Annotated in this window: 10 protein-coding genes; 3 read left to right on the top strand and 7 right to left on the bottom strand. The window is 72.2% G+C overall.

Annotated features, from left to right (window positions below; all coding sequences use genetic code 11):
- Positions 1 to 25: 25 nt before the first annotated feature.
- Entirely contained in the window at positions 26 to 790 is a 765-nt protein-coding gene (locus RNL97_RS32670; protein WP_030590675.1) for an SDR family oxidoreductase, read from the bottom strand.
- Positions 791 to 1,063: 273 nt separating this feature from the next.
- On the opposite strand from RNL97_RS32670, the gene RNL97_RS32665 reads away from it, so the two are divergent.
- Entirely contained in the window at positions 1,064 to 1,951 is an 888-nt protein-coding gene (locus RNL97_RS32665) for an SIS domain-containing protein (RefSeq protein ID WP_030590678.1), read from the top strand.
- Positions 1,952 to 2,015: 64 nt separating this feature from the next.
- The gene (locus RNL97_RS32660; protein WP_030590689.1) at positions 2,016 to 2,885 is read left to right on the top strand and encodes a class II fructose-bisphosphate aldolase; all 870 of its coding nucleotides are present in this window, start codon (positions 2,016 to 2,018) and stop codon (positions 2,883 to 2,885) included.
- Between the two features lie 57 nt (positions 2,886 to 2,942).
- Here RNL97_RS32660 and RNL97_RS32655 read toward each other — a convergent pair whose 3' ends face one another.
- The 6 genes from RNL97_RS32655 to RNL97_RS32630 all read right to left on the bottom strand — a co-directional run bounded on the left by RNL97_RS32655 (position 2,943) and on the right by RNL97_RS32630 (position 10,173).
- On the bottom strand, positions 2,943 to 4,430 hold the full coding sequence (locus RNL97_RS32655) for an HAD-IA family hydrolase (RefSeq protein ID WP_313751579.1): 1,488 nt from the start codon (positions 4,428 to 4,430) through the stop codon (positions 2,943 to 2,945).
- 44 nt (positions 4,431 to 4,474) lie between these two features.
- Positions 4,475 to 5,512, bottom strand: a complete 1,038-nt coding sequence (locus RNL97_RS32650; RefSeq protein ID WP_030590694.1) for a hydroxyacid dehydrogenase — start codon at positions 5,510 to 5,512, stop codon at positions 4,475 to 4,477.
- Positions 5,509 to 6,447, bottom strand: coding sequence for a carbohydrate ABC transporter permease (locus tag RNL97_RS32645; RefSeq protein ID WP_243316224.1), 939 nt, complete (start codon positions 6,445 to 6,447; stop codon positions 5,509 to 5,511). The genes RNL97_RS32650 and RNL97_RS32645 overlap by 4 nt, the downstream gene beginning before the upstream one ends.
- Positions 6,444 to 7,436 (bottom strand): carbohydrate ABC transporter permease, encoded by a 993-nt coding sequence (locus RNL97_RS32640; protein WP_243316222.1) that lies wholly within the window; start codon positions 7,434 to 7,436, stop codon positions 6,444 to 6,446. Before RNL97_RS32640 ends, RNL97_RS32645 begins: the two co-directional genes overlap by 4 nt.
- Positions 7,437 to 7,510: 74 nt before the next feature.
- The gene (locus tag RNL97_RS32635; protein WP_243316219.1) at positions 7,511 to 8,815 is read right to left on the bottom strand and encodes an ABC transporter substrate-binding protein; all 1,305 of its coding nucleotides are present in this window, start codon (positions 8,813 to 8,815) and stop codon (positions 7,511 to 7,513) included.
- Between the two features lie 245 nt (positions 8,816 to 9,060).
- Positions 9,061 to 10,173, bottom strand: a complete 1,113-nt coding sequence (locus RNL97_RS32630; RefSeq protein WP_243316218.1) for a substrate-binding domain-containing protein — start codon at positions 10,171 to 10,173, stop codon at positions 9,061 to 9,063.
- 378 nt (positions 10,174 to 10,551) lie between these two features.
- Between RNL97_RS32630 and RNL97_RS32625 the strand changes: the two genes are divergently transcribed.
- A complete protein-coding gene (locus RNL97_RS32625; RefSeq protein ID WP_313751578.1) occupies positions 10,552 to 12,966 on the top strand; it encodes a polysaccharide lyase 8 family protein in 2,415 nt (804 codons plus the stop codon).
- The last annotated feature ends 14 nt before the right edge of the window (positions 12,967 to 12,980 follow it).

Below are 12,980 nucleotides of genomic sequence, written 5' to 3'. Positions count from 1 at the left end.
TGAGCCCGGCACCGGCGCGGGCGGTTCAGAGCCCGATGCCGCCCGTGGCGTCGATGCTCTGGCCGGTGACCCAGCGGGAGTCCTCCGAGGCGAGGAAGGCCACGACGTCGGCGATGTCGGCCGGCTGGCCCATGCGGCCGAACACGGAGTGGGCGGCCAGAACCGCCGCGGCCTCGGGCGTCTCGCGTCGCCGGGCGTTCATGTCGGTCTCCACGAAACCGGGCACCACGGTGTTCGCCGTGATGTCGCGCTCGGCCACTTCCTTTGCCACCGCAAGCGTCAGCGTCTCCAACGCCCCCTTGGTCATGGCGTAGGTCACGGACTCCGGAAAGGACCGGTGGGCGGCGGCCGACGAAATGTTGATGATCCGGCCCCGGTCCCTCATCAGGGTCAGCCCCTGCTGGATGAGGAAGAGCGGCGCTTTCACGTTCACCGCGAACAGGCGGTCGAAAACCTCCGGTGAGGCGTCACTTATGCGCCCCGATCCGCTCACACCGGCATTGTTGACCAGAATATCCAGCACCGGATCTTCTCCCCGGTCCGCCATTCCCGCGCCGAACGCCTCGTACAGGGCTTCGACGTCTCCCGCCACCCCCAGCAGAGACCCCACCGCGAAAGCCTGTCCGCCCGTATTCGCGATCTCCTCGACCACTTCCTGCGCCACCTCTCCCCGCACACCGTAGTGAACGGCGACCAGGGCCCCGTCGCGCGCAAGCCGCAGGGCAATCGCCCGACCGATGCCGCGGCTGGCACCCGTGACCAACGCGACCTTTCCCGTCAGCGAACCCATGAATCGTTCCCCCTAGCTCGGCCCTTCCGCAGATACCGCGAAGCGCCATCACCCTACCCATCGGCCACGACGGAATGCGCGACCGCGAAGTGGCACCCACCCCACCACCGGCGGTGCCGCCCGGTGGCGGCCGATCCCCGTCGGGCCCCGTCGGCGGGGGCGGGACGGGCCGCGCCGGACGTACGAAGCCTGACGCCCGTCTGCTTGATATTGCTTGAAACGCTGGCATAAAATGCAGCTTCGAGCATCGATCGCCGCGAACAAGGAGCGCAGATGACGCACGTGGCTCAGGAGCTGGCCAGCCAGCCCGACTGCTGGCAGGTGGCCGCCGGCATGGCGGAGGGGCTGGCCCACCGGCTTCCGGCGGCGGGCGAGCGCATCGCCGTGGTCGGCTGCGGGACCTCGTACTTCATGGCCCAGGCCTACGCGGCCCTCCGGGAAGGCAGCGGCCAGGGCGAGACGGACGCCTTCGCCGCCTCGGAGTTCCCGGCCGGGCGCCCCTACGACCGGGTCGTGGCCCTGAGCCGTTCCGGCACCACGACCGAAGTACTCGGACTCCTCGGCCGGATCGGTGACACCACCCGCCGCACGGTGGTCATCGGCGACCCCGACACCCCGATGGCCGCCATGGCCGACGACACGATCGTGCTCGAGTTCGCCGACGAGAAGTCCGTCGTGCAGACCCGCTTCGCGACGTCGGCGCTGACCCTGCTCCGTGCCCATCTGGGTCTGCACAGCGACGCGGTCGTCGAGGATGCCCAGGTCGCGCTCGCCGAGCCGCTGCCCGCCGGTCTTGTGGAGTGCAGCCAGTTCACCTTCCTCGGGCAGGGGTGGAGCGTGGGGCTCGCCAACGAGGCGGCGCTGAAGATGCGCGAGGCCGCGCTCGCCTGGACCGAGGCGTACCCGGCGATGGAGTACCGGCACGGACCGATCAGCATCTCCACCCGCTCCACCGCGACCTGGATGCTCGGTGAGGCCCCGTCCGGGCTGATGGACGAGGTGCACGCGACCGGCGCCCGATGGGTGGCCGGCGGCCTCGACCCGCTCGCGGAGCTGGTCCGGGTGCAGCGACTGGCGCTGGCCATCGCCGGCGCGCGCGGCCTCGACCCGGACCGGCCGCGCCACCTCACCCGCTCGGTCATCCTCAGCAGCACGGCCTGACGGCCCGGCCGCGCCCTGACCGTCCACCGGTCCCCCAGTCCCTCAGCCCTGTCCCGGAGTCGCCATGCCCCTCGCCGCCACCGGCGATCTGATCGCCGAGGCCGCCGCACAGCACCGTGCGGTCGCCGCGTTCAACGTCATCACCCTGGAACACGCGGAAGCCATCGCCGAGGGCGCGGAGGCGGCGGGGTCGCCGGTGATCCTGCAGATCAGTGAGAACGCCGTCGCCTATCACCGGGGCCGGCCGCGGCCGATCGCCCGCGCGGCCGCGGAGGTCGCGGACCAGGCCGCCGTCCCCGTCTCCCTGCATCTCGACCATGTGCAGTCGACGGAGCTGCTGCACCGGGCGGCGGACTGCGGTTTCAGTTCGGCGATGTTCGACGCCGCGCGGCTGCCGTACACGGAGAACCTGGCGGCCACCCGCGCCGCCGTCGTCTGGGCGCACGAGCGGGGTCTGTGGCTGGAGGCCGAGCTCGGGCAGGTCGGCGGGAAGAACGGGGAGCCCCCGCTGAACGCCCATGCGCCCGGGGCGCGTACGGATCCCCGGGAGGCTCGGTCGTTCGTCGCGGCCACCGGGGTCGACGCACTGGCCGTGGCGGTCGGCACCTCGCACGCCATGACCTCGCGGGACGCCGTCATCGACCACGAGCTGCTGGGCGGGCTGCGTGCGGCGGTGCCGGTGCCGCTGGTGCTGCACGGTTCGTCCGGGGCCTCCGACGAGGAGCTGGCCCGCGCCGTGGCGGGCGGGATCCGCAAGGTGAACATCGGGACGGCGCTGAACATCGCGATGACCGGGGCGATACGGGAGCGGCTGGCCCAGGACGAGCGGGGCGTGGACCCGCGCCGGTATCTGGCGGACGGCCGGGACGCGATGGCCCGGACGGTGGCCCGGCTGATGGCGGTGCTGGCGCCGGGGCGGGCACACGCCGCGTGACGGCCAGGACGCCGGGGGCAGGCGGGCAGCGCGCCCCGGCGTCTTCATGACGTCACATCACGCCGACCCCTCCGGTCCCCATTCCCGCAGCAGGGCCGTGAGGTCCGTCCGTACCCGCCGTCCCGGGGCCGGTGCGATCGGCGCCGCCGAGGGCACGGCCAGCACCCGGCAGCCCGCCGCCTCCGCCGCGGCCACCCCGGTGGGGCTGTCCTCGACCGCCAAGCAGGCCTGGGGCGGAAGCCCCAGACGCGCGGCCGCCTTGAGGTAGGGGTCCGGAGAGGGTTTCGGGCGGTCGCTCTCGCCGTCCGCCACCGTCGTACGGAAGACCTCGCCGCCCAACGTACGCAGGACCGAGTCCACCACCCGGCGCGGCGAGGCCGACACCAGAGCCGCGGGCAGGCCCTCCCTCTCCAGCCGGTCCAGCAGGGCGCGCGCCCCGGGCCGCAGTTCCACACCCGCTTCGACCGCGGCGAGGAACGTGTCCGCCAGCTCGGTCTCCAGCCCGGCGACCGTGGTGGGCTCCGGGCACAGCCGTACGAGGCCGACGGCCGTGTCGGCGCAGGTGCGGCCGAGGACCGCGGCGCCCTCCTCCTCGGTGAGCTGGTGGCCGTGGGCCGACGCGACGGCACGGGACGCCTCCAGCCAGAGCGGTTCGGTGTCGACGAGCGTGCCGTCCATGTCGAGGAGCACACCGCGCGGCACGGTGGCCACCTCACGGCCGTCGAGCGTCCAGTGCGAGTCGGGCGTACGGTCCAGGGCCGCGTACACCTGTGCGGCGACGTCCTCGTGCCGGACGGGACGGGCGGGGCGGGCCCCGGCGGTGATGTCCGGGCTCGCGCAGGCGAGCCAGGCGGTGCGTTCGGCCAGGCTGTCGCCGCCGTGGCCGCCCTCGTCCCGGTGCCCGTGGTCGGTGACGACGAGAACGGTCCAGGACTCGTCGTCGTACGAGGGGCGGGAGCGCAGGGCGGCGAGGAGATCGCCCAGGCGGCGGTCGGCCGCCTCGACCGACGCCTCGTACGCGTCGCGGCAGCCGAGATGGTGGGCGGTCTCGTCGGGGGCGCCGAGGTAGACGAAGGACGCCTCGGGATCCTCGTGGGTGAGGACCGCCACCGCGTCGCGCACGGTCGAGGCGTCGGCCTCCTCCCAGGCGGCGGGGGTGTCGGCGGCCGGTGCGTGATGGGTGAGCCGGGTGGGGCGGCGGAACATCGGACCGCCGCCGGCGACGGTGACCAGCGGTTCCCAGGCGGCCGCGACATAGGTGCGGCGGCCGTCCTGGCGGGCCAGGCGGGTGGCGAAGTCCGGGAAGACGCCGAGGCGGTGGCCGCTGAAGTCGTTGCTCCACACGGCGTGCTTGGTGACGCGCACGCCGGTGACGGCGGTGGCCCAGCACGGGCCCGACATGGTGGGGGTGCCCTCCCCCACGGTCACCGGGGCCAGGAAGCCGGCGTCGGCCACCGCGTCGAGGTGCGGGGTGGGCACCCGGTGCAGGGTGTCGAGGCGCACTCCGTCGATGCCGACGACGAGCACGCGGCGGGCACGGGACATGGGCGGTCTCCCGGGGAGGTGCGGAGGTGGGTACGGGGACGGGTTCAGGCCTGCTGGTGCAGGGTGCGGGGGTCCACCGCGTGGGCGAACGGCAGGCCGTGCGCGTACCGTTCGAGTTCGTCGACGGCGGCGTCGGCGAGCCGGTGGAGTTCGCCGCCCTGGGAGCCGGCGATGTGCGGGGTGAGCAGGACGTTCGGCAGGTCGTAGAGGGGCGAGTCGGCGGGCAGGACTTCTGGTTCCGTGTGGTCGAGGACGGCGTTCAGGCGTCCGGTGGCCACTTCCTTCACCAGCGCTCCGGTGTCCACCAGGGAGCCGCGGGCGGTGTTGACGAGGGTCGCCCCGTCCCGCATCAGCGCGAGGCGCGGGGCGTCGAACAGGTGGCGGGTGCCGGGGAGTTCGGGGGCATGGATGGTGACGACGTCGCTCTCGGCCGCCAGGGTGTCGAGTTCGGTGCGCTCCACGCCGAGGGCCCGGGCCTCCGCCTCGTCGAGGTACGGGTCGTGGACCAGGACGCGCAGGTCGTAGGGGCGCAGCAGCTCGACGACGCGGCGGCCGATGCGGGAGGCGCCCACGATGCCGACGGTACGGCGGTAGTTGCCGACGCCGGGGAACCGTTCGAGGAGGTTCACCCGGGAGCGCGCTTCGCGGTAGACGCGGGCGCTCTCCAGGATGTGCTTGTTGGCGAAGAGGATCGCGGCGACCGTGTACTCGGCGACCGGGAAGGCGTTGGCCGTCGCGGCGGTGCTCACGGCGATGCCCCGGTCCCAGACGTCCTGGGTGATGTGGTGCTTGACGGAGCCGGCGGCGTGGACGACGGCGCGCAGCCGGGGCATGGCGTTCAGGGCGGCCGGGACCAGCGGGGGGCAGCCCCAGCCGGTGAACAGGACCTCGGCCTCGTGGAGTCCGGTGCGCTGGGCCGGGTCGTCGGCGCCGAAGTCGGTGACGAGGAGGCGGGGGTCGAGGTCGGCGACGCGGGCGAGCCGGTCCAGCGCTTCCGGGGCGAGGATCGCGGCCCGGGTCTCGCCGCTCATCGCCAGGACGGTGCGGGGGCGGGTCACCCGGGGCGTGGCGGAGTGGCTCACTTGACGGCTCCTGCGGTGAGGCCCGAGCGCCAGAAGCGCTGGAGGCAGAGGAAGGCGACGATCAGGGGGACGACGGCGACGAGGGAGCCGATGATGACCAGCGGGTAGAGCTCCGGCTGCTGGTAGACGTTCTGGTTCCACATGAACAGGCCGAGGTTGACCGGGTAGAGCCGGTCGTCGTTGAGCATCATGAGCGCGCCGTAGAAGTTGTTCCAGCTGGCGGTGAAGGAGAACAGGAAGATGGTCACGAAGCCGGGCGCGAGCATCGGCAGGGCGACCTTGACGAAGGTCTGCACCTCGCCGGCTCCGTCGACGCGGGCGGCTTCGAGGACCTCGCCCGGCACGTACCCCTCGGAGAAGACGCGGGCCAGGTAGACGCCGAAGGGGTTGACGAGGCTGGGGATCAGGACGGCCCAGTAGGTGTTGACGAGGCCCAGTTCGGAGGCCATGAGGTAGAGCGGGAGCTGGACGACGGTCGAGGGGATGAGGACGCCGACGAGGACGACGCCGAACCACTTCTCCCGGCCGCGGAAGGCGTACTTGTCGAAGGCGTAGCCGCAGGCGACGGAGATGAGGGTGGAGAGGAGGGACGCGACGACGGTGTAGAGGAGGCTGTTGAGCATCCAGCGGACGAAGACGCCGTCGTTGTACGCGAGGAGGGCGTTGAGGTTGGCCGGGAGGTGGAAGTCGCCGACGCTGAACGGGTTGGTGGCGAACAGGTCCCGGTAGCTCTTGGTGGAGGCGATGAGGAGCCAGGTCAGCGGCATCAGGGTGTAGACGGCGACGACGGCGAGCACGGCGTTCACCGCCACCCGGGAGGTGAGGCCGCCGGTGGGCTTCCTGCGGGCGGGCGGCCGTGGCGCGGCGCGGCGTTCGGTCCCCTCGCGCCGGGTGGCGGCGGTCGGTGCCTCGCGGTGGGCTGTCTGGGTGCTCATGATGCCTTCCACCGGTTGCCGAGCTTGGTGACGACGAAGGACAGCAGGCCGGCGACGAGGGCGAGCAGGAGGGAGCTCGCGGCGGCCAGGCCGTAATCGTGGCCCTTGAAGGCCGCGGTGTAGATGAACATGGTCGGCGACCAGTCCTCGCCCATGGTGTTGGCGCGCAGTTGGACGAGTTTGGGGGCGTCGAAGAGCTGGATGGCGCCGACGCAGGTGAACAGCAGGGTCAGCACGACGGTCGGCCGGATCATGGGGATCTTGACCTGGAAGGCGGTGCGCAGGGCGCCGGCTCCGTCGACGGTCGCGGCTTCCAGGACCTCGCGGGGAACGGCCTGGAGACCCGCATAGAAGATGATCATGTTGTAACCGGTCCACTGCCAGGCGGAGATGTTGACGACGGAGAGGATCGCCTCGTCCTCGCCGAAGAAGTTCCAGTCGGCGCCGAGCGCGTCGAGGGCGTCGGTGACCGGGCTGAGGCCGGGTGTGTAGAGGTAGAGCCAGATCAGGGAGGCGATCAGGCCGGGCACCGCGTGCGGCAGGAAGTAGGCGATCTGGAAGAAGCGCCTGGCCCGGGCCATGGTCGAGTCGACGAGCAGGGCCAGGATGAGCGCGCCGCCGACCATCGCGGGGATGTAGAGGGCGCAGTAGAGGGCGATGTTCCCGAAGGAGCGGAGGAACGCCTCGTTGCCAAGGGCTTCGGTGAAGTTGCCGAACCCGGCGAAGACGCGCTCGGTTCCGCCGAATCCCAGGCCGGAGGATTCCTCCCGGTAGAGGCTCATCCAGACCGCGTAGATCATCGGCAGGACGGTGACGGCGGCGAAGAGTGCGAAGAACGGGACGGTGAACAGGGCCACGGCCCGGCGCTGTCCCCGTCGAGTGCCGGGGCCGCCCGGCTTCCCTGGTCCGGCCGGTCCGGCGGATCCGGCGGGCGGCGGCACGGCCGGGGGTGCCGGGGTCTTGGCCGGCCGGGCGAGTGGGGCTGCCACCTGGTGCTCCTTCGGCGGGGTGGGGATGGTCGAGGGGGGCTGCCCGGCACGGCGGGTGCCGGGCAGCCGCGGGGCTACTTGTCGAGCTTCAGACCGCGGTCGGTGACCGCGCTCTCGCCCTTCGCCTGACCGGAGCTCAGCATCTTCGTGTGGTCGCCGCCCGCGGCCATCTGCACCGAGGTGACCTGCTGCTGGACCGGGCCCCAGGTCCAGCCGGGCACGATGGTGCCGGCCGCCCGACCGGCCAGGGCGTAGACGTCCTGGTCCCCGAAGTAGGAGTTGTCGAACTCCTTCGCCGCCGCGGCGCGCATACCCTCGTTGGCGGGCAGGGCGCTGCTGGGGGTCTTGAGGGAGCTGAGGCGGGCGGTCATGGCCTCCGGGTCGGTGGTGACCCATTCGATGAACTCGGCGGCGGCCTCGGTGTGTTCGCTGCCCTTGGGCACGATGTAGGAGGTTCCGCCATACATGCCGGTGCTCGCCTTGCCGTCCCAGGTGGGCAGGGGCGCTATGCCCCACTTGCCCTTGGAGTCGGGGTAGCTGACGGGGAAGTTCCCCGCACTCCAGGCGGCACCGATGATGGTGGCGACCTTGCCGGTGGCGCGTTCCTTGGTCTCGCCCTCGCCCCAGAGGGGGGTCTTGGAGGCGAGTCCGTCGGCGAGGAGGTCGTCCCAGTAGGCGGCGACCTTGCGGGAGGCCGCGTCGTCGATGTTCACCTTCCAGGCGTCGCCGCTGGTGCCGTACCACCGGGCGCCGGCCTGCCAGGCGAGGCCGGAGAGCAGGGCGGGATCGCCACCGCCGAAGTTGGTGATGGTGACCCCGGGGTCGCCGGTGTGGATCTTCTCGGCGGCCGTACGGTATTCGGCCCAGGTCGTCGGCACGTCGACGCCGTGCTTCTCGAAGAGGTCCTTGCGGTAGAAGAGCTGGATCGGTGTGACGTCGAAAGGGACCGCCCAGGTGGACCCGCCGAGGTTGACCAGGGACTGGACGGCTTCGGGGAACTCCTTCTTCACCAGGTCGCCGGAGCTGGGGGTCAGGTCTTCCAGGTTGCCCTCGCTGGCGTACTCGGGCAGGGCGGAGTAGTCCATGGTGGCCACGTCGGGGGCGTTGCCGCCCTTGACCGCGTTGGACAGTTTGGTGACGCCCTCGGGACCCGCGGGGACCATGGAGAACTTCACCTTGATGCCGGTGTGCGTCTTGTTGAAGGCGTCGGCGGTCTCCTTGGCGCCCGCGGTTGCCGACCAGAAGGTGAGGGTGACGGGCTTGCCGTCGACGGGGCCCGAGGCGTCCGAGCCCGAGCCGCCGCAGGCGGTGGCGAGCAGGGCGAGTGAGGCGGCGGACGCCGCCAGGGCGAGGCGGGACGTGCGGGCGGTACAGGGCATGGGCCGGCTCCTACGAGACCTCGAACTGCGGGAGATGAGGCGAACGCCACACATCATTTTGCGCAGAACCGATCGCCGTCAAGAGCAAATGACCAATTCAATCGAATCGATCACCTGCGGGTCGGGCTGCTCCCCGCGAGGACCGTTGAGCCCGGAAACGCCAAGAGCCACGCCCTCGGGGCCTGTTGACCCGGGCACGGCTCGTGGTGCGGTTCTCTGCGTGGGTCCTTGCGCCGCTTCTCGTGTCAGAGAGCGGCGGCCGCCCCGCAGGAGACCCGGACCCGCAAGGTGGGCAGGATGTCCAGGTGCCGGCGGGCGCCGGCACCCGGGCCCGCCGCGCCGGGGTCGTCGACGCCGAGGCGGGAGAGCAGGAGCCGGGCGGCGGCGGCTCCCACGGCGTGCTTGTCCGGGGCCACCGCGGTGAGCGGCAGGTCGGCGAGCGATGCGACCTCGTCGTCGTACGCGATCACCGCGAGGTCCTCGGGCACCCGTACCCCCCTGGCCTGGAGCCGGGGGATGAGGACGATCGCGTCGGCGTCGCTGTGCACGATCGCCGCGGTCACGTTGCCGCTCGCCACGCCCTGGCACAGATACTCCAGGGTTCGCTCGAAACGATCGGCCTCCGACTGCGACGGGGCCTCGCCCAGAGGTGAGGGCGAGACCGGGGTCAGCCCCAGCGCCTCCACGGCTGCCCGGTAGCCGACCCGGAGCCGGGGAGCGGTCGGGCTGTCCTGCACGGCGAGGGCGATCGCCCGGTGCCCGAGCCGGGCCAGGTGCGCCACCGCTTCGGCGGCCCCGTGGGCATGGTCCGAGCGGACCCGGTCCAGGCGCGCCGCCGGGTGGCCGAGGGGCGCCGAGCGTTCCACCAGGACGACCGGGGTCTCCTGCTCCACCGTCCACAGGCCCTCGCCCTGCTCCGGGCAGCCGCGCTCCCAGCTCGGGGTGAGCAACAGCCCGTCGGCGCCGGTGGACAGCAGCCGCCGGGCCTGGGCGGCGTCCTCGTCGGGGAGGTAACGGGAGAGACCGATGGTGAGCCGGGCGCCCGCGGCCTCGACGGTCTGCCGGGCACCGCGCACCACGTCCGCGTAGTAGTACTCGGTGGTCGGCACCACCATGCCCACCACCAGGCCTTCGGCGGTCGGCGCGGGGGCCGGGGCGGGCCGGGACTGCCCGGAGGGCCACACCACCGCGCCGTGCAGCCGCTCCACCAGGCCCTGGGCCGCCAGCGCCTCGACGTCCCGGCGCAGGGTCACGGCGGACATGCCGAGCTCCTCGGCGAGTTCGGCGACGCGCAGGCTGCCGCGCTCGCGGACGAGTTCGAGCACTCGCTCGTGGCGCTGGTCGACGTGCAGTCGCATGGATCCCCCTGGATTCGGAGACGGCTGGGCTCGGGGCGGACGGTGTTCCGGCGGCGGAAGCGCGGGGATTCCGGCCCCGGGCGGCCGCCGTCCGGCCTGGCTCAACCATATCGATCACATCCGCTCGAAACGATCCGTGCGGAGTTTTACCCCCGCGCGACGGGCGCACGCCGGTTCGCGCTCGACAGCGCCCTGTGCATCCAGAAAATCGATCGATACGATCAATTCGGCCAAAGTTATTGAGCGAGTCGCCAGGCGGCTGCTAGAAAGTGCCCGCCCGCTCAGAACAGTCGGATCCCGGGGTCGTTCAGCGCCCGCCCACCGCTCACCGCGCGCCGGGTTCCCGCCGGAGACACGTCACCGACCCGGAGCTCTCCCATGACTTCTGCCTGGTCCCGCCGCACCTTCCTCGCCACCTCCGCGGTGCTCACCGCCGCAAGCGGCGGAGCACTCATGCTCGCCACGCCCGGCGCCGCCTCCGCCGGCCCCGAGGACGATCCGTACGCCGCGCTCCGCACCACATGGAGCGCCCTGCTCCTCGGCGAGGGGTTCAGCCCGACCGCCGAGCCCTTCAAGAGCCGACTGGCCGATCTCGGCGCGAAGGCGTCGCAGTGGCTGGAGGCGATGGCCCCGGCGGAGGGCTCGCTCTGGCCCGACGCCGTCTTCGCGGATCCGGACCCGGACACGGACGCCGAGTCGTACGTCCTATCGGGGCGGATGGCCGACAGCTTCGTCCGTCTGAACACCATGGCCCAGGCCTACCGTCAGCAGGGCACCGGGCTGACCGGGAACACCGGACTGCGCGACGCCGTGCTCACCGGTCTTGAGCACCTCAACACCCAGGTGTACAACGACGGGCAGACCCGGTACGGCAACTGGTACAGCTGGCAGATCGGCGCGCCGCAGGCCCTGCTGGACGTGTGCGTGCTGATGTACGACTCCATCGTCCCGGAGCGGCTCGCCCGCTACTGCGCCGCCGTCGACCATTTCGTACCGGACTCCGCCGTCGCCTCGTACACCGGGACCAGCACCGGGGCGAACCGGGTCGACCTGTGCCGGGTGCTGGCCCTGCGCGGGGTCGTCGGCAAGAGCGCGGCGAAGATCGCACTGGCCCGGGACGCCCTCTCGCCCGTCTTCCCGCTGGTGACGAAGGGCGACGGGCTGTACGCGGACGGCTCGTTCATCCAGCACACCACCGTGCCCTACACCGGCAGCTACGGATCGGTGATGCTCGGCGGGCTCGGGCTGCTGTTCGCGCTGCTGAAGGGGACCACGTGGGAGGTCACCGACCCGAAGCGGCAGGTGGTGTTCGACGCGGTGGAGAACGCGTGGGCCCCGTTCCTCTACAACGGCCTGGTCATGGACTCCGTCGCGGGGCGCGCGATCAGCCGGGGCGAGGTCGACGACCACCGGCGCGGGCACCCCGTCCTGGCCTCCATCGTGCTGCTGGGGCGGGGCGCGTCGGCCGCCGAGAACGCCCGGTGGCGGGCGCTCGTCAAGGGCTGGGCGCAACGCGACTACTACAGCCCGCCGTTGAACAACCCCTCGCTCGGGCTCACCGCACTGGCCCGGATCAAGAGCGTCCTGGACGACACCGCTCTCGCCCCGATCGCCGAGCCGGCGGGCCACCGGCTCTTCCCCGACATGGCCCGGGCCACCCACCGCCGTCCCGGCTGGGCGGCGTCGCTGAGCATGGCCGACCGGCGGACCACCTATTACGAGACCGGCAACGGCGAGAACCTGCGCGGCTGGCACACCGGGAACGGGATGCTCTACTGGTGGGGCGACACCTTCGCCAACGGCCAGTACAGCGACGCGTTCTGGCCCACCGTCGACCCGTACCGGCTGCCCGGCACCACGGTCTCGCGCAAGGTGCTCGCCGACGGGGCGGGCGGTGACTGGGGCGTCGCGCTCCCGGATGTGAACTGGGTCGGCGGGGTCACCGACACCAAGCGCGCCGCCGTGGGGCAGTATCTCAAGGGCCTGTCCAGCACGCTGATGGCGAATAAGTCGTGGTTCTTCCTCGACGACACGGTGGTGTGTCTGGGCGCGGGCATCCACGGCCGCGACGGCGCGGCCGTGGAGACCACGGTCGACAACCGGAACCTGGGGCCGACGGGCAACGCCCCGTTCACCGTCGACGGCTCGGCGAAACCGGTCACCGCCCCCTGGTCGGCGACGCTGTCCGGCGCGTCCTGGGCGCACCTGGCCGGGCACGGCGGTTACGTGTTCCCGGGCGGGGCGACGGTGAAGGCGCTGCGGGAGAACCGGACGGGGCGCTGGCGCGACATCAACAGGGCGGGTTCCACGGATCCGGTCTCCCGGAAGTACCTCACCCTCTGGTTCGACCACGGCACGGACCCGTCGGACGCCACGTACGCCTACCAGCTCCTGCCCGGCGCGTCCGAACAGCGCACGGCGGCACGGGCTGCCGACAGCGGCTGGCTGCGCGTGCTCGCCAATACGGACGAACAGCAGGGGGTGGCGGTCCCCTCGCTCGGGCTGACGGCGGTCAACTTCTGGTTCGGCGCAAGCGTCGGGCCGCTGGTGGCGGACGCCCCGTGCTCGGTGATGGTGACCGAGCACGCCGACGGGACGGCGACGGTGTGCGTGAGCGACCCCATGCGGATGCGCACCAGCCTGACCCTCACGTGGAACCGGGCGGTCGCCTCGGTCGTATCGAAGCCGGGTACGGTGACGTCGGCGACCGCGGGCGCGTCGCTGCGCCTCGTCTTCGGCGATCTGTCCGGTGCGCGCGGGGCGACACAGACGGTCAGGGTGCGGCTGGCCTGAGCAGCCTGGCCGGC

The organism is Streptomyces parvus (assembly GCF_032121415.1).
Classification (GTDB): domain Bacteria; phylum Actinomycetota; class Actinomycetes; order Streptomycetales; family Streptomycetaceae; genus Streptomyces; species Streptomyces globisporus_A.
Note: the sequence above shows the minus strand (reverse complement) of the source record. Positions and strands in the feature narration are given on the sequence as shown.